Origin of the sequence: Pseudomonas sp. O39 (assembly GCF_045447295.1) — a bacterium.
Taxonomy (GTDB): Bacteria; Pseudomonadota; Gammaproteobacteria; order Pseudomonadales; family Pseudomonadaceae; genus Aquipseudomonas; species Aquipseudomonas antarctica_A.
The window spans coordinates 114,809-130,662 of record NZ_JBJGXV010000014.1; the positions used below are offsets into that span (position 1 = coordinate 114,809).

16 protein-coding genes are annotated in these 15,854 nt (G+C 57.9%); 7 read left to right on the forward strand and 9 right to left on the reverse strand.

Going from position 1 to position 15,854, the window contains the following annotated elements:
• Positions 1-4 precede the first annotated feature (4 nt).
• Entirely contained in the window at positions 5-2,206 is a 2,202-nt protein-coding gene (locus ACI77D_RS18675; RefSeq protein ID WP_407017227.1) for an iron-containing redox enzyme family protein, read from the reverse strand.
• A gap of 121 nt (positions 2,207-2,327) precedes the next feature.
• Positions 2,328-3,335 (reverse strand): SGNH/GDSL hydrolase family protein, encoded by a 1,008-nt coding sequence (locus tag ACI77D_RS18680; protein ID WP_221294405.1) that lies wholly within the window; start codon positions 3,333-3,335, stop codon positions 2,328-2,330.
• A 290-nt stretch (positions 3,336-3,625) separates the two neighbouring features.
• On the opposite strand from ACI77D_RS18680, the gene ACI77D_RS18685 reads away from it, so the two are divergent.
• Positions 3,626-5,083 (forward strand): PLP-dependent aminotransferase family protein, encoded by a 1,458-nt coding sequence (locus ACI77D_RS18685; RefSeq protein ID WP_407017241.1) that lies wholly within the window; start codon positions 3,626-3,628, stop codon positions 5,081-5,083.
• A 34-nt stretch (positions 5,084-5,117) separates the two neighbouring features.
• Here the strand turns inward: ACI77D_RS18685 and ACI77D_RS18690 are convergent, their stop codons facing one another.
• Both ACI77D_RS18690 and ACI77D_RS18695 read right to left on the reverse strand, forming a co-directional pair.
• The gene (locus tag ACI77D_RS18690; RefSeq protein WP_407017228.1) at positions 5,118-5,717 is read right to left on the reverse strand and encodes a GNAT family N-acetyltransferase; all 600 of its coding nucleotides are present in this window, start codon (positions 5,715-5,717) and stop codon (positions 5,118-5,120) included.
• A 12-nt stretch (positions 5,718-5,729) separates the two neighbouring features.
• The gene (locus ACI77D_RS18695; RefSeq protein ID WP_262667523.1) at positions 5,730-6,074 is read right to left on the reverse strand and encodes an FKBP-type peptidyl-prolyl cis-trans isomerase; all 345 of its coding nucleotides are present in this window, start codon (positions 6,072-6,074) and stop codon (positions 5,730-5,732) included.
• Between the two features lie 962 nt (positions 6,075-7,036).
• Here ACI77D_RS18695 and ACI77D_RS18700 point away from each other — a divergent pair.
• Both ACI77D_RS18700 and ACI77D_RS18705 read left to right on the forward strand, forming a co-directional pair.
• Positions 7,037-7,924, forward strand: coding sequence for a nitrilase family protein (locus ACI77D_RS18700; RefSeq protein ID WP_407017229.1), 888 nt, complete (start codon positions 7,037-7,039; stop codon positions 7,922-7,924).
• Positions 7,925-7,938: 14 nt separating this feature from the next.
• A complete protein-coding gene (locus tag ACI77D_RS18705) occupies positions 7,939-9,114 on the forward strand; it encodes a hypothetical protein (protein WP_407017230.1) in 1,176 nt (391 codons plus the stop codon).
• A gap of 57 nt (positions 9,115-9,171) precedes the next feature.
• Here ACI77D_RS18705 and ACI77D_RS18710 read toward each other — a convergent pair whose 3' ends face one another.
• Together ACI77D_RS18710 and ACI77D_RS18715 are read right to left on the reverse strand one after the other, a co-directional pair.
• Positions 9,172-9,792, reverse strand: coding sequence for a hypothetical protein (locus tag ACI77D_RS18710; protein ID WP_064451789.1), 621 nt, complete (start codon positions 9,790-9,792; stop codon positions 9,172-9,174).
• Positions 9,793-9,870: 78 nt separating this feature from the next.
• Positions 9,871-10,839 carry a hypothetical protein gene (locus tag ACI77D_RS18715; protein WP_221294400.1) on the reverse strand — a complete coding sequence of 323 codons (969 nt, stop codon included), beginning with the start codon at positions 10,837-10,839 and terminating at the stop codon, positions 9,871-9,873.
• Positions 10,840-11,035: 196 nt separating this feature from the next.
• On the opposite strand from ACI77D_RS18715, the gene ACI77D_RS18720 reads away from it, so the two are divergent.
• From ACI77D_RS18720 to ACI77D_RS18730, 3 genes are all read left to right on the forward strand, one after another.
• A complete protein-coding gene (locus ACI77D_RS18720) occupies positions 11,036-12,532 on the forward strand; it encodes a PAS domain S-box protein (protein WP_064451787.1) in 1,497 nt (498 codons plus the stop codon).
• A 131-nt stretch (positions 12,533-12,663) separates the two neighbouring features.
• Complete coding sequence (locus ACI77D_RS18725) at positions 12,664-12,915, forward strand: CsbD family protein (protein ID WP_064451786.1); 252 nt, start codon at positions 12,664-12,666, stop codon at positions 12,913-12,915.
• A gap of 14 nt (positions 12,916-12,929) precedes the next feature.
• Complete coding sequence (locus tag ACI77D_RS18730) at positions 12,930-13,205, forward strand: DUF1652 domain-containing protein (RefSeq protein ID WP_221294399.1); 276 nt, start codon at positions 12,930-12,932, stop codon at positions 13,203-13,205.
• A gap of 7 nt (positions 13,206-13,212) precedes the next feature.
• Here ACI77D_RS18730 and ACI77D_RS18735 read toward each other — a convergent pair whose 3' ends face one another.
• From ACI77D_RS18735 to ACI77D_RS18745, 3 genes are all read right to left on the reverse strand, one after another.
• Entirely contained in the window at positions 13,213-14,406 is a 1,194-nt protein-coding gene (locus ACI77D_RS18735; protein WP_259762746.1) for an MFS transporter, read from the reverse strand.
• A 76-nt stretch (positions 14,407-14,482) separates the two neighbouring features.
• Positions 14,483-14,791: an RcnB family protein gene (locus ACI77D_RS18740; RefSeq protein WP_064451783.1), complete on the reverse strand. Its 309-nt coding sequence runs from the start codon at positions 14,789-14,791 to the stop codon at positions 14,483-14,485.
• 86 nt (positions 14,792-14,877) lie between these two features.
• Positions 14,878-15,294: a DUF4440 domain-containing protein gene (locus ACI77D_RS18745; RefSeq protein ID WP_237140898.1), complete on the reverse strand. Its 417-nt coding sequence runs from the start codon at positions 15,292-15,294 to the stop codon at positions 14,878-14,880.
• Here ACI77D_RS18745 and ACI77D_RS18750 point away from each other — a divergent pair.
• Positions 15,293-15,850: a helix-turn-helix domain-containing protein gene (locus tag ACI77D_RS18750; RefSeq protein WP_259762748.1), complete on the forward strand. Its 558-nt coding sequence runs from the start codon at positions 15,293-15,295 to the stop codon at positions 15,848-15,850. The two genes, ACI77D_RS18745 and ACI77D_RS18750, sit on opposite strands and share 2 nt — an antisense overlap.
• Positions 15,851-15,854 lie beyond the last annotated feature (4 nt).

Genomic DNA, 15,854 nt, shown 5'->3' on the forward strand with positions numbered 1-15,854 from the left:
GGCGTTACTGATCGGTCACGTGCGTCAACACTTCCCGAGTGATCGGCAGGTGATGAAGATAGTCATTTGAAGCCGTTGCCCGCTCCGTACGCGGTAACACGCGCCCCACCGATGACAGGCCCAGCCGACTCAATATCGAGTCCCACTTGCTCGGCATCGGCGCCAGTGATTCATAGCCCACGCGTACGCGCTGCCATTGCTCGGCGACGGCTTCAGCCGTGGCCAATGGGCGCATGTAAGCGTCAATCGCATCGGCAGCCCAGGCTGAGTGCCCGGTGGAAACGTTGTCGATGGTGTTATGCAGATCAACGAACGCGGTGCTGAAACCGTAGTGCCGCAGAAAACGTCGCGCAGAGCGATAAGTACCGCCCACGCCGGATAACTCCATCGCCAGGTTCATGCCGAGAATTTCCGGCATAAAGGTCACCGGCAGTTTCCCCAGGCACAGCCAATACACCGGCAAGCGGAAGGACGCCTCGTCCAGGCGCGGGTCCTCGGCAAATTCACGGCTGCCGGTTGGCGCCAGCTCGAAATCCATCTCGCGCAAGCCATCGCGGTAGATCTTCGGATGATTGAGCGCAGCGATGCCGTTGCCCAGCTCATCCCAATACGTCTGAAACAAGCTGTAGCCGACATGGGAAGACGCCAAATCCACATCGGTAAAACCTTGCAGCCAGGCACCGTCGATCAGCGTCAAGGGCGCCAGTTGCAGGGTTGAATCAATGATTTCTTCACGGCTCGGCATTTGCGCGGGGTCGCTGTTATCGAACTGCTGGCCGTGCTGGTCATGCTTATCGAGCAACCAGGCGCGCAGCACATGGGTGCCCCACTGCTCGGGCAGCTGGCGCCCGGAGGTTTTCAGCGACCGCTGCGAACGCGCCAGCCAACGGGACACATAGGCGTGAGCGAATTGCAGCGTGGAGGCCTCCAGCGCCCGCCCCTGCAAGACAAAATACGCTTCGCGCAAACTCTGGGGCCAATGGCCAACACTGACCTCGGCGCCCACGGTTTGGCGGGCTTCAATGGCCACGTTATCGACCGGTTGTCGAGGCAACTGCTGACTGCCGGCAAGCTGGGGTAACGCGTCGATCCATTGGCGAATCACGCTCAAATCCGCCTCACTGAAAATGCGGAACATGCGGCCCGTCGGCGCCACCAGGCTGGTCACCAACAGGCTTTTTTTCGCGTTGCCGGGGACGATCAAGCGGCTGCGGGACAGCACATCCAGCAAGGGCGCAGGGTCGGTCTGTGCCTCCCCAAGCCAGAGCGCCAGGCTACGGCCTTCGATCAGGTAGTTCTGGTGATACACCGCGCCGACCCTGGCCAGGCGCTGCACCAACTGCATCATCGCCTGCTGCGGGCAAGTGGCCGCCAACGACGCGTTGTACAGCCGGGCATTCCAGCGCTGTAACGCGCCAAACACCCAGCTGGCCCCACGCATCAACCGCGCCTGCCGTTCCTCACTTTGCAAGGCAACCTGGCGCGCAACCCACTGGCTGATCTGGCGCAGCGATGCCAGCTCCATGCCAGGGAATGACTCACTCAGGTCCAGGCGCCGCACCTCCAGCGCCACACCGTCGAGTTGCCCCATCGCGGCCCAACCGGGGCATAACCCCACTGCCCGCAACACCCAGTCGATACCGCACAGTTCATCACCAAATTCATCACTGCGACGGCTCAGCGCCAACAGTAATGCGGGCAATTCAAACGCGTCGTCACTGAGGTCCGGCAACGTCGACAGTTGCTCAGGCGCCAGGGCATAAGCCGTCAGTTGCAACTGGCCCAGCAGCGCTTTGAAATGATGGGCCCGCGACGCATTCGGGTAACCGACGCCCACGTCATGGGCAAACAATTGCATGATTCGTAGCTGTGCCGGGTCTTCGAAAACCCCAGGCGCACTCATGCCCTGAAGCCAGCAGCCGAGCACCGAGGCCATCGGCGCCGAGTAAATGGCCAGCGCCTGGGCAAAGGCGCGGGTGTTGTTGCGTTCAGCGGCCGCTGCCGCAGCGCTGGCGTATGCCGTTGCCTGAGACACTTGCCACTGGTCGATCCGAGGCGACAGCTGCGACAGCTGCGTTGGCTCACCGCTGCCCAACATACGGTTGAGGTACGCAGCCTCCAGAAAACATTCAGGGTTGAGCGCCAGGCGATACAGCTCGCGCCACCTGCCCTCTTCCATCATGCGTGTTGAAACCGAGCCATCCATAGCCAATACCTTGTCCAATCAAACGTCAGAACATTGGATAAATAGAGGAGTCGGGTTTTTTCTTCTTCTTTCCAAACAGGCGCTGAAAAAACTTTTTGATGGATTTCATGAGCAAGTCCTTTTACCGAGTGACATCAAGAATAAGTTTCGAAACCAGGTCATTGCCGAAGTCGGTGAAGTGAATACGGTCAACAAACTGCCAGTCGTCCGGGCCCAGGGCCTCTGCCAGCAAAGGCGTGATATCGACAAAGCCGACCCCCATGCCCTGTGCCCCGGCCCGGAGCCGCTGTGCGTAGGCTTCACGCACTGAGGTTTGCAGGATGTCGCCGTACACGTCGGTAAAGTTTCCTGCCTGGTCCAGTTCGGCGAACAATTGCCGTTCCTCAGGGCTACCGGTTTCCCGTACCCAACCGGCCAGGGGTTGCAGGATGAACGTCAACTTCGCGCCCATGTCAGTGGCCAGGGCACGCCAGATATCCAGGTGCTGCAATGTCAGGTTGGCGGCGTAGTCAATCTGTTCCTGCATCGACTGCGGCGCCGGGCGCTCAGGCTCCTGGGCCTTGCCGAACAGATTCGACAGGCTCCACGAAGTGGACGCCGGCTCCGCTGGGGCCAATGCGTCGAAAAACTGATGGCAATTGAAGAACGCTCCATACTCGCCGCGATAATTTTCGGGCTGCCGAGCCAGGCCGAGGTTATTGAAACCGGAAAACAGCACGATCTCGTCCACCTTCGGCAAACGGTGCTTATTAAGGGTGAACAGCGTCAATTCTTGAGTGGAGTTGAAACTGCGACCGCCAAAATTGAGCCAGTGCTGGCCACGGGGGTCGTTTTGAGTGAGGCGCGACGCCAGTGTCTGGCTGTCAGCACTGGCGCCAATACCGAATACGGTCGAGCTGCCCGCCAACAACCGTACCGGGCCACTGCTTTGGCCGCCGTCGGCCACCGAGTAGCGCGTGGTCAACGACTCCGAGTAGCGAAAACCTGCCGAATCGGTATTGACCACGAAGGAGCGATGGTCAGTCGGGTGAAAATACATCAAATAAGGTAACCAACGAACCTCGCCACCATCGGTGAACTTCTGTTCATATTCGGCCATTTGCGGTGTGAGCGTCATCCTTGCCGTCATTGCGCGTGGTCCTCTCGCTATTCGCTGGGCAGATTCAGGTATCTGTATTTGTCATGCCGGGCATGTCTTGAAATTTGACCGTGCCAGGTGTTGCCTTGCCATTTTGCGACTACCCTGTCCAAGGCCCTGTGCACCGTTACGGGGCTCATCATCCCAAGACGACGATGTGTATTGCAGATACAGAAACATCTAATCTTTTAAATACAGATTGGCTTTTTTGTAAGAAAATTCTTCAAAAAAAGGCGCCTCTGTACCTTCTTAAGTAACAGATGAGCAGCTACAGTCAGACCATGACTCTTTATCTGAACCTCGCCGAATTTATCAGCAGCCGCATCGAGCAGGGCCTTTATGGCCCCGGCGAGCGCCTGCCCTCTGTGCGCACGCTCAGCCATGAGCACGGCGTCAGCCTGACGACCGTGCAACAGGCCTACCGTGTATTGGAATGTTCGGGGCTTGCGATACCACGCCCCAAGTCGGGCTACTTCGTGCCGGCCAACCGACGCATCGCGCCATTGCCACAAATGGGCCGGCCGATCCTGCGCCCGGTGGACATTTCCCAATGGGATATGGTCCAGGAGCTGATGCGCTTCGATGAGAACGCCGATATTGTTCAATTGGGATGTGGCATGCCGGACATCACCGCACCCACGCTCAAGCCACTGCTGACGGCAATGGCACGCATCAGCCGGCGCAGTGATAACGCCAGCCTGCAGTACAACCGTATTCAGGGTGTATTGGCCTTGCGCGAGCAGATCGCAAGGCTGTCGATTGACTCGGGCTGCCGCCTGAACCCGGCCGATATCGTCGTCACCAGCGGTTGCCAGGAAGCCCTCTCCACCGCCATACGCGCGATTTGCTCGCCCGGCGACATTGTCGCCATTGCCTCGCCGAGCTATCACGGGATGATGCAGATCCTCAAGGCGGCCGACCTCAAGGCCTTGGAGATTCCCACCGACCCGGTGACGGGTATCAACCTGGAAGCCCTGGAAATGGCCATGGAGCAATGGCCGATCAAGGTTATCCAGTTGACCGCCAACTGTAATAACCCGTTGGGCTACATCATGCCTGACGAGCGCAAACTCAAACTGATACGCATGGCCCAGCGCTTCGACGTCCCGATCATAGAAGACGATATCTACGGTGATCTGTCGCACCGCTATCCGCGGCCGCGCTCACTCAAGTCCTTTGACGAGGACAATCGGGTGCTGCTGTGCAGTTCATTTTCCAAGACAGTGGCACCTGGCTTGCGGGTTGGCTGGATCGCACCAGGGCGCTATCTGCCACAGGTGCTGCACATGAAATACATTGGCTCCGGCGCCACGGCCACCCAGCCACAGCTGGCGGTTGCCGAATTCATCGCCAAGGGCAATTACCTCCTGCACCTGCGTCGAATGCGCAAACAATACAAACGCAATGGCGACCTGATGAGCGAGTGGGTCAACCGCTATTTCCCGGCGGGCACCCGCGTCAGCCAACCCCAGGGGGGCTTTACGCTCTGGGTCGAACTGCCCGAAGAGTTCGACATCTATACCCTCAACCAGCTGCTCGAAGCCCAGGACATACAAGTGGCGAACGGCAATATGTTCTCGGCAGCGGGAAAATACCGAAACTGCATCCGCCTGAACTTCGCCAATGCACCGACGCGCAAAGTCGAGATGGCGGTACTCAAGGTCGGGCAAACCATCAGCCAACTGAAGCAACTGGAAGCGCACGGCGGCCAGGCCCGCCAGGATGGCCCAACCGTTTGAGGTGGCACCCAACGGGCTGGTTGCACTGGCGCTGTTACGGCGAGCCTGGTCGATCCCGGCCGACTCGCTGCAGGTACTCATCCACCTGCCCGCCTGTCAGCGGCTTGACCTGAATCGACACGCTATTGACCTGTCGCCCCATCGTAATCCCTTCACGACGTCGTACCTGCACATACCCAAGCCTGGGCCAAAAGCGCTCGGCCTTGTGATTGCCGATGACAACGGTCAACCGCAACCACTGGGCACCTTTGCCGATAGCCCACGCCTCAAGATCCGCATGCAACTGCCGCGCAAGCCCGGTGCCATGCAAGCGCGTGTGCACCAGCAACAGCCCGATATGCCACACACCGGCAGCCAACAGGTCGGCGGCAATGTTCACTGCCGCGACCAATTGATCATCAGCATCGCGGTAACCCAACCAGTACATCCGGCTGCAGCGCCAGCCTGCGGGCAAATGGCCCTGCAACTCTTCGTGCGCTTCAGTCGGCAAAGCGGGCTCGCCGTTGACGGCGATGAAATAATCCGGTGCCTGCTCAAAAAACCGCTGCAGTTCAGCCGCATCGCTGACCTGCAGTTCAACCACTCGAATACCCTCGACGGAGCAATCCGGCAACGGCGGTGAATCAACGTCCATGTTCAACTCCGTTCAGTCGTCCCGCGTCAGCACTTCCAATAACTCAATCTCAAAGCGCAAATTGCTGTTGGGCTTGATATGCGCGCCCATCGAGCGTTCGCCATAGGCCAGATGCGCGGGCACACACAACGTGCGCACACCGCCGACCTGCATGCCCATCAAGCCTTGGTCCCAACCCTTTATCACGCGCCCGGTGCCGATCACACACTGGAACGGCTTGCCGCGTTCCCAGGACGAATCGAACACCGTGCCGTCCTCCAAAGTGCCGGTGTATTGGGTGGTAATCAGCGCACCTTTGACCACGGCTTTGCCGTCGCCCACGCGGATATCAGTGATCTGGAGTTCGTCGTGACTCATGGGGAGCTCATTGAAGGTGTAAAGACAGGGGTTTTCCCAGAAACGGGTGGGGTTGGCAAGTGCAGGAACAGTCTGATCAACAGGAATATACCTACGAGAAGGGAGCATAGATGGTAGCCATGAGCCCACCCTGCTTATCTGGGGAAACCCCCAATGGAAAAACAGCACCACCCGGTAAAACGCTAGGCACCGTTTTTTGCAAAATGGAAAATGTTTGCAGAGCGAATGACTCTAACAGTCTCTGAGCATTATGGTTCTGAGGGCTGGGAACGCATGTGGATGTCCATAGTAAAAAAATACGAAGGTATTTCATTTCGTGATTTGGTGAAGATGCCAACCATAGCGGCCTGGTGCCAAAGTGATCCTGGTAATGTTGGCGGGATGGGTATGACTGCCCAGGAATCTGCTGTTTTCTACTCCATTGGAATTGGTGACGGCAGTTGGGGAGCATTCTATGACGTGTGTTAGCTTTACCCTTTACGCACGGCAATATTTGGGTTCAGTAGTTACTTGCAATTGATCCACGGACGCGTAAACGCGGAGGGTATGCCCATAGAGCCACCTTATCTGAACTCGACAGAAATATTCGATTTAAATAAAAATGCTTACTTTTAAGAAACCAAATTATATTGGACTTGGTTCTCTGGCTGAGTCCCTGCTCTTCATAAAGCCGACGAGCCCTGGGAATCCCTGTACGAACATTTAATTAAAAGCCATGGACTGCTGACCAGTAGCTCAGTAACAAAACTAAAAAATGACCGTGATAAACATCTGTAAAAAATCCATGCAAACTTCAATGGCGGCTTCACCCTGCAAGACTATCCTGAATATGAAGTTCAAACTCAGACATAAAGGAATCAGACCACAACGCAACGGGAATCATCTGACTATCACTTACACACTCTATCGCCTCTTATAAACATTCAACCACCCCGGTTGCATAACAATAAGAGGTCACCTCCATGAACGAACCAACGAGCCCGGCACGTATCGCGGTTATCCAACTTGATCCCCAAGTCGGAATGACCAACCGAGCGGATAACCTGCGTCAGAGTCTTGTACTGGCAACCGAAGCTGCAAACGGCGGTGCCAATCTGATCGTGCTGCCGGAACTCACCAATTGCGGGTATTTTTTCAACAGCCGCCAAGACGCCTTTGATCACGCCGAGGTGGTTCCGGACGGTCCCAGTGTGCGCGCGTGGATTGAGTTCGCCGTCAGGCACCAGGTGTATCTGGTTGCTGGCCTAAGCGAAATCGACGCAATGCAGCTGTTCAATACTGCCGTATTGCTGGGCCCCAACGGTTTTATAGGCAAGTACCGCAAAGCTCATTTATGGAATCTGGAAAAGCTTTGGTTCACTCCCGGCAATACGGGCTTTCCCGTGTTCGAAACGCCGATCGGCCGCATCGGCTTACTGATCTGCTGGGACATCTGGTTCCCGGAAGTACCACGTATTCTCAGCCAACAAGGCGCGGATATTATTTGCAGCCTAAATAACTGGGTGTGGACGCCACCACCGCTATTCGATGAGGCAGGCAAATGCATGGCGTCCTACCTGACGATGACTGCCGCACATGTGAATAACGTGTTTATCGCAGCCGCAAGCCGCATTGGTGAGGAGCGGGATGCTCGCTACCTGGGATGCTCGTTGATTGCAGGCACCAACGGCTGGCCGATCGGCGCTGTAGCTTCGGCCAACCGTCAGGAAATTTTATTTGCTGACATTGATATCACCAGCGCCCGGAGCGCACCGATCTGGAACAGCCTCAATGACCTACAACGTGATCGACGCAATGATCTCTACGATCAAATGCTCGGGTACGCCCAACATCCTGCTCTACCGCGTTGATGGGAGGGCAGAAGATGGAAACGCTCTCTACCGATACAAAACGCGGCCATTCACGGGCAGAAATCATCGTCATTATTTTGGGTTTAATCAGTGCATTGCTGGTGCTATGGGTAGCAGTCAATCATCACGGCTCTTGGCCAAGCTATAGCGAAATGGTCGCAAGTCTGCCCCATCCTGTCGCATGGCTGCGATGGATACTGGGGGATATCAGTGAATTCGCCTTCTACAAGCATGAACTCGCCTCACTCGGTGTGCTGAGCGGCGCCTATTTGGCGTGGTGGGCTAGCAAGCGCGGTAAAACCTGGCAGGGCTTTTCCATTTCATACGGAACTGGACTATGGCCTTGGCTGGTGACCAGTTCGCTCTTAGGGCTACTGCTTAGCAATTTACTGTGGGGCTGGAGCGTTACCGCTCAAACGTGGCAACCGACCACATTCGCGGCCTTCATTTCGTTGCCGGCGGCAATGGTGCTGATGTTTGGCGGCGGCTGGAAGGTTGCGCTCATTGGCGCAGTATTGGGGGCATTACTGGTTACGCCGATGTGCTTGATAATCGTGAACTTCGTATGCGTACCGCTGGATTTACCTCCGGTAATCGGCAATGTGCTGGGCATGGCCGTGGGTAGCGTCTTAGCCTTTTTACTGTGTCGTCATGCGCCATCATTGATGCGCTCAGACTACAAGCCCCCCGTCAGACCAATGCCGGGCAAACCACCAACTTATGGTGTTGTCTGGAGCCTGCGTCGAGTTTTGGCGGATTTTTCCGAAGCGCCATTTTTCGGAAATGAACTGGCCAGTCTTGGTCTGCTGGCAGGAGTCTTGCTGGCATATGCTTTGAATCCCATCAGCCCGGTTTATGGGTCAGGATTGGTCTTGCCACTGCTAGGGGCGCAAGCACTGACATCGGCACTGGGCGTAGTGTTCTGGCGACACCAGTGGATCAGACGAGGCTGGTATCCAACTTACATTCCATTGGTTTCAGTAGTGCCCGCAGCCGTATTGACCTATGGCAGTAGTTGGATGGTGATTGGCTCAAGTGCGCTACTTGGTGCTCTGATCGCACCGCCATTGGCATCAGCCATTGCAGGACGATTGCCAGCAGACTTTCATCCGTATATTGCGAACGTGATCTCAATGGCGGTGAGTACGCTGTTGATCGTGCCGTCGGTGGGCTGGTTAGTCCAAATGTGAGGTTGTTCCCACGCGGCGCTCTTCGCGCAGCGTGGGAACAGTCAACGTTCTTGTCCCTCACAACCAATGCCAAAACCGGCTCCAAAACCCACGCCCCAAATCATTCTTGCAGCCCGCATATTGCGCCGCATACATCTGCGAACGCGCCTGCACCTTGCTGGCCACGGGCGGCAGCCAGGCTTTGGCCGCATAGGTACGCTGGCGGTAGCCGCCCCAGCCTTCGTGGTAGTTCAGGTATTGGCCGTAGGCGTCGTATTTGTAAACGCCGTTGATGGTGTAGGTCTTGTCCATGTACCAGCCGATAAAGTCGATGGCGTCGTCGAAGTCCCGCCGGCTGGCGCCGCTGCGGCCGGTGCTCTTGCGGTAGTCGCTCCACACTTCATCCTTGGCCTGGGCATAGCCGGCGGCGGTGGAGACGCGGCCCCAAGGGATGATCCACAGCAGGTATTTGCGCGGGGCCAGGGCGTCCTGACGGAAGCCGGACTCCTGATACATGATCGCCAGCGGCACCTGAATCGGCACGCCCCAGCGTTTTTGCGTGACCTTGGCTGCATCGTACCAGTCATCTTTTTCGCGAAAGATGCCGCAGATGTCGTTGGGTGTGCGTGGCGGCGACGTACCGCACGCCGCCAGCATTGAGGTGAGTAATAACAACCCGACAGTTTTGCCTGCGCTCAAAGTGCACCTTTGCGTGATCCGCGTAAAAAGCCGGCATTTTACGCGTTCAGCAAAGCGGCGTCCTTGCCGCAAACACTTTTAAGCCAAAGGCACTCGGCGAGTGGTCAGCGCCGTACGCCCGACGAAGAAGCTCAAGGCTGCGCCCAACAGCAACATGGCCAAGGTGCTCCAGGCTGCGCGGGAGAGCTGTTTGGCCGCCACTTCACCGGCTTCACGGGCTTTCTGCTCGGCCTGCTGCTTCAGTTCGTCAACCTTTTGCATGGCTTGCTGATAGGCCTGGGCATAGTTGTCGACGATCTGGGTCGCTTCCTCTTTGCTCTTGCCGGTACGGGCCGCGACGATGTTGACCAGTGCATCTTTATCCGCAGCGTTCAGCGCGGGTTCACCCGACGCTTTAACGCGTTCAAACCACTGCTTCAATGCGTCGCCGGCCTGGGCAGGATCGGTGGCGGCAGCGGTGGCCGATTGCTTGCCGTCAGCGGCAGCCTGGTCAGCCTTCTGCTCAACGTTGGCCGGGTCCAATTCAGGTTTGCCGCTTTGCTTGAGCAGTGTGTCCAGTTGGCCTTGCAGGCTGTTCCAATCCAGCTGGATGCCCTGCTCGCTCAACTGCTGCTTAACACTGTTACCAATGCCCGGTGCTGCCGCCGCAATGCCGCTGCCGGCAGCCGACAGGCCTTTGCCCACGACGTTGCCAGCCGTCCCGACCACACTGGCAGCCAAACCCGCCAACAGCCAGGTGGTGAGCAAGGTGGTGACGGTCCAGGTCAACACGCCGTGCAAGCCACCGCGGTCCGGCGCAGTGCGGCCAGCCACAAAGGCACCGGCGCCGATGGCGATCAGTGTCGACACGAACAGCCAGATCCCGGCGCCCGTACCAAAGCCACTCAGTGGGTTACCTGCTTGCATTGGGTTGACGGCACTCGCCCCGATAGCCGTGCCCAGCACACTGAGCACCAAATAGGTCACCAGTGCAATTGCGCTACCGGCCAATACCGAGCTCCAGGACACACGAAACAGCGAACGATTGGTTTCATAGACAGTGGTCATACACAGGTCCTTCACAAGTTATGAGAGCAAGGCAAAGTGCCTTGATGGGTGTGAGTGTGGCGAAAGGACATATGTTCAGTCGTGGCCCAAATGCACCAGTTGAACTGGTACATTCGCACTTCCCCTGTCGCACTTTCTCTGCACTATCCTCAACCCCGGGTGTCGTACCCCCAAGAGCTATCTACCGGGAGAAACCATGAGCCAGGATGTCCTCGCGAAAGAAACCAACCGCCGCCATTTGCAGCAGATCATCTCAGGGTTATCCGACGGTGTGATTCTGGCCGAGGTCGACCAGACCATCCTCTGGGCCAACGAAGCCGCGTTGAACATGCATGGGGTGAGCGACATCGAGCAGCTCGGCGCCAATACCAAGCAATACGCCGAGCGCTTCGCCTTGCGCTACCGCAACAACCATCCGTTGCCGCTGGACAACTACCCGCTCAGCCGCGTGGCGGCCGGTGAAGAATTCAGCGACGTGATAGTGGAAGTCACCCCCGCCGCCGACGAAGACCGCCGCTGGGTCCATCGCTTGCGCAGCCTGGTACTGAACGACGCTCACGGCGAGCCGGAGCTGTTGGTGCTGATCCTCAGCGACGCCACCGAGTGGGCCAGCGCCGAGCAGCGTTTCGAGAAAACCTTCAACGCCAACCCGGCGCCCGCCGTGATCTGCCGCCTGAGTGACTTGCGCTACATCAAGGTCAACCAGGGTTTCCTTGAGATGACCGGTTACAACCGTGACCAGGTCATCGGCCGCTCTGTGTATGAACTGGATGTGCTGGAACACGCCGAGCGCAAGGACCTGGCCGTGCAGCGCCTGGGCGAAGGCGCGACCATCCCGCAGATGCAGGCCGAACTGCGCCTGCCCGAGGGCGGTAGCAAGCTGGTGATCGTCGCCGGCCAGCCGTTGGACATGAACGAGGAAGACTGCATGTTGTTTTCCTTCACCGACCTGGAGCCGCGACGCAAGGCGGAAACCGCCCTGCGCCAGAGCGAAGAACGCTTCGCCAAATCCTTCCGCCTGACACCAGTGCCGACGCTGGTGTGCAGCGCCGCCAACCGGCAGGTGGTGGATATCAACGAAGCGTTCATGAACATCACGGGCTACATCAGCGAAGAACTGATCGGCAAGACCGTCGAAGACATCCACTTTATCGACAGCGCCCAGGCAGGCGCGCAGCTGTTCGCCACCCTGGAAAAAGCCGGCAACCTCGACGGCCAGGACCTCAAGGTGCGCAAGAAAGGCAACGAGGTGATCGACTGTGTGGTTTCCGCCGACACCGTGCTCATCCAGGACGTGCCCTGCTACCTGTTGGTGATGATGAATATCACTGAGCGCAAACGCTCGGAGCTGGAGCTGGTGGCGGCCATCGAGGAAGTGATGCAGGACGCCTCCTGGTTCAGCCAGACCCTGATCGAGAAACTGGCCAACGCCAAGAGCGTCAACAGCCCCAATTTGCCGAGCGTGAGCTTTACCGATTTGACGGCCCGTGAGCGTGATGTGCTGGGCTTGATTTGCGAAGGCCTGGCCGACAAGGAAATTGCATCGCGCCTGAAACTGGCCCCTAACACCGTGCGTAACCACGTGGCCACCGTGTACTCCAAGCTGGGCGTGCACAGCCGTAGTGCAGCCATCGTGTGGGCCCGTGAACGCGGGCTGTTCGCCGGTGAATTGCGAGTTAAAAGCAAGAAATAGAGTGCAAATGCACTAGTGCGACCAGTGCAAATTCGCCTTATTGCGTCGCGATGCGCTGCTTAACCTTGAAGAGTGGGCACAGGGCGTTTAGTCCCGTGCCGTAAAGGTTTGATCTCTTTGAGGAATGCACCATGAAAAGCGAACAAGTCAAAGGCGCCGTGGAGAAGGTCGCTGGCAAGGCCCAAGGTTTTATCGGCGACCTGACCGGTGACGAGCAATTGCAAGCGGAAGGTGTTGCCCGCCAGGCCGCAGGCCAATTGCAGCAAACCTATGGCGACGCGCTGGATACAGTGAGTGATTTTGCCAAAAACAAACCGCTGGCTACCGTGGCTGTTGTTGCCGGAATCGGTCTGCTCGTGGGTCTGTTGCTGCGTCGCCGTTGAGGAGGCTGAGCACCATGTTCACGCTCTCCCAATTGCGTAACTGCATCGAAGAAGCCCTGCTGCCGCTAACCTGCGAATTCACCTTGTGCCGGGACGCTTCGCTGACACTGAAAGTGTTCGATGCCGAGAGTGGCCGGGTTGACCTGGTGGTAACGGGTATCAGCGTCAACAAGTTGCAGTCGGCCCAGGCCGTGGAAAACATGGTTGAAGAACTGCGCTATGAACTGCAGAGCAACACCATGGGGCGGCTGACGCTGGACGACCTACCCCTGTCGCCTTCGGCGCAATAACCGCGCGCTACTCAAGCGGCCGCGGTTTCAACGACGCGCCAATAAAGTAAAACACCCCACCGCCCACGATAAACGCCGCCAGCATGTAGAACATCGCGTGGGCCGGCAGGCTGGCCAGCACCAGCCCGCACAATACCGGGCCCAGGGCGGCGCCGAGGTTGGTCAGGTTTTGCGCACCGTAGTACATGCCCCGCAGAGGGTCCGGGGCAATCCGGTCGATAAACATGTACTCGGCCGGAACCACGATGATCTCCCCCACGGTGAATACCGCCATCGCCAACACCCACCACAGCACACTGGTGGACAGTGCAAAACCAATCACACCCAACATGAACATGCCCAGGCCAGCGATCAGCCACTGGCTAAGGTAACGGTGGGAAATACGCCGGCCAATCACATACTGCAACGCAATCACCAGCACGGCGTTGGTGGTGAGCACCGCACTGATCACACTGTAGGTGTATTCGGCAGTGCTGGTAGTCATCAGGTACTGCGACAAGTAGGCCGTGAACTGGCCGAACACCACCGCGCTGAGCAAACCGCCGACGGTGAAGCACACCAATCGGTGATCGCGTAACAGCACGCGGCCAACAGCCAGGAACGACACCGGTTTTTGCGCGGCATCGGCAGTCGTCAACGTGCGATCGCCCCAGCGCCAGTACAACAGAAAGAACCCCGCGCCGAGCAGCGCCGACAACATAAACGGCAGGCTGATATCCCACTTGGCCACCATCGCGCCCAGAAACGGCCCCACCGCATAACCGATGTTGGTGAGCGTGTACTTGATAGAGAACACTCCACTGCGCGCGTCTTCAGGCAGCAAGCTGGCAAAGCCGGCTTTGATTGCAATATCGATGACGGCATACGCGAGGTTGATCAGGATCAGGCAGCCGTAAAACAGCCAGAGGTGGTGGGCCACGACCGTGCCGACAAACCCCAGTACAAACAGCGCACTCAAGGCGAGCAGCAGTGGGTAACTGTGGATACGGTCGACCAGAAAGCCACCGTACACGCCGAGCAATGAGCCGACGATCAATGAACTGCCGATCACCAGACCGACTTGGGTAATGTCGAGGCCGAAGTGGTCGATCAGGTAAATCACCAGGTACGGAAAGGTGATCGCCTTGGCCAAGGTCAGCAGTAACGTGGCGCACAACAGCAGGTTAACGCTACGCGGGTAGTTTTTCAGGGTGGCAAACATCCTGCTCTCAGCCTTTGAAGGTAACGCGACCGGTGTGGTCGGTTACCTTAGCGCAAGCGCCAGGAAAAAAGACCGGTCATTTCTTGACGGGAGTGATCTCGAGAATGGTGCCGTTGGTGGTTTTCAGCAGCACAAACCTGTCACCCACCCGAGCCCACTGGCTGTCTGCCTCAGGCTGCTTGAGGCCACGCTTCTTCCAGTCGCTGACCGCCGATTCCTTGCGCATCAGCATATCCGGGGCGCGGTCGCCCTCTTTCAGGTCGCGGGCGTTAATGCTTGAAGGCTTTACGGTTTCTTGGGGCGTATCACCGGCCTGCACGACAAAACTGGCGGTGGACAGGCCGGTGGCGACCAGCAGGCAAGCGGCGAGGGTTTTAGACTTCATGGGTGCTCCTTCAATGAATGATGCGTACCCAGGTTCCGACCGCGGACGCGCGGAATCATTCAGCCAGAACTCGACTTCAAGGCGGGTTATACAACGGCCACCGGCGTGCCCTGATGAAACACCATCCGCCACTGCCCCGCCTCTTCGCGCCAGACTGAACTGCGCAACGAATGCCCGACCCCTTCCCGATAGCCGCGATAAGTCACCAGCGCTACGCCTTCACCCAACACGTTCACCGCAAACCCGGTCATGCTCCGCGCGCAAAACACTTCATCCAACAAGCCGGCAATTATTTCGGCCTTGCTGCCCCAAACATTCCCGCTGGCGCCAAACTCAAAAAAATCATCGGCCAGCAACTGCGACAGTCGGGCTGCGTCTGAACGGGTGGTGCACCCCTGCAGCGCCTGTTCCTGCTCGAATAAAAGCGCTTCCAATGCCATGTCCATTGCTCCCATGAAATAAATCCTGTAATTTTTCATGAAATTTATCGAAATAAATTTCATGAACCAACAACAAGAACTCGACACCCTGGCCGTCCTGATCCACGACCTGCGCAAGCACAAGAAACTCACCCTCGCCCAACTCGCGCAAAAAATCGAGCGCTCGGTGGGTTTCCTGTCTCAGGTCGAACGCGGCTTGTCGCGCCCGACCGTGGCGGACCTGACCGCCATCAGCCACGCCCTCGATGTGCCTACCACCTACTTCTACAGCCTGCCCAAACCCAAGGCGGTGGCCTGGGTCACCCGCCCCAACGAGCGGCGCACGGTGTATTACGCCAATGGCATCACCGACATCCTGGTCTCGCCGAGCATGAATGGCGCCTTTTCGATGCTCGACAGCCTGCTCGCACCCGGCGCCAACAGTGGCGAACACCCCATGAGCGACCGCGCCGAGCAGGCCGGTTTTGTGCTGGAGGGCGAGTTGACGCTGTGGGTGGACGGTGAGGACGACTCGGTCACGCTCGGCCCCGGCGACAGCTTCCACCTCGCCAGTTTCGCCCATTGCCGCTACGCCAACCTGACTGAGCTGCCCGCCCGCGTGCTGTGGGTTTACAACTAGGAGC

Excerpts from the sequence above, each read along its gene's own strand:
- ACI77D_RS18740 (WP_064451783.1), bottom strand. The coding sequence starts at position 14,791 with ATGAAGTCTAAAACCCTCGCCGCTTGCCTGCTGGTCGCCACCGGCCTG.
- ACI77D_RS18735 (WP_259762746.1), bottom strand. The coding sequence starts at position 14,406 with ATGTTTGCCACCCTGAAAAACTACCCGCGTAGCGTTAACCTGCTGTTG.
- ACI77D_RS18690 (WP_407017228.1), bottom strand. The coding sequence starts at position 5,717 with ATGGACGTTGATTCACCGCCGTTGCCGGATTGCTCCGTCGAGGGTATT.
- ACI77D_RS18745 (WP_237140898.1), bottom strand. The coding sequence starts at position 15,294 with ATGAAATTTATTTCGATAAATTTCATGAAAAATTACAGGATTTATTTC.
- ACI77D_RS18750 (WP_259762748.1), top strand. The coding sequence starts at position 15,293 with ATGAACCAACAACAAGAACTCGACACCCTGGCCGTCCTGATCCACGAC.
- ACI77D_RS18675 (WP_407017227.1), bottom strand. The coding sequence starts at position 2,206 with ATGGATGGCTCGGTTTCAACACGCATGATGGAAGAGGGCAGGTGGCGC.
- ACI77D_RS18730 (WP_221294399.1), top strand. The coding sequence starts at position 12,930 with ATGTTCACGCTCTCCCAATTGCGTAACTGCATCGAAGAAGCCCTGCTG.
- ACI77D_RS18725 (WP_064451786.1), top strand. The coding sequence starts at position 12,664 with ATGAAAAGCGAACAAGTCAAAGGCGCCGTGGAGAAGGTCGCTGGCAAG.
- ACI77D_RS18700 (WP_407017229.1), top strand. The coding sequence starts at position 7,037 with ATGAACGAACCAACGAGCCCGGCACGTATCGCGGTTATCCAACTTGAT.
- ACI77D_RS18715 (WP_221294400.1), bottom strand. The coding sequence starts at position 10,839 with ATGACCACTGTCTATGAAACCAATCGTTCGCTGTTTCGTGTGTCCTGG.
- ACI77D_RS18680 (WP_221294405.1), bottom strand. The coding sequence starts at position 3,335 with ATGACGGCAAGGATGACGCTCACACCGCAAATGGCCGAATATGAACAG.
- ACI77D_RS18720 (WP_064451787.1), top strand. The coding sequence starts at position 11,036 with ATGAGCCAGGATGTCCTCGCGAAAGAAACCAACCGCCGCCATTTGCAG.
- ACI77D_RS18685 (WP_407017241.1), top strand. The coding sequence starts at position 3,626 with ATGACTCTTTATCTGAACCTCGCCGAATTTATCAGCAGCCGCATCGAG.
- ACI77D_RS18705 (WP_407017230.1), top strand. The coding sequence starts at position 7,939 with ATGGAAACGCTCTCTACCGATACAAAACGCGGCCATTCACGGGCAGAA.
- ACI77D_RS18695 (WP_262667523.1), bottom strand. The coding sequence starts at position 6,074 with ATGAGTCACGACGAACTCCAGATCACTGATATCCGCGTGGGCGACGGC.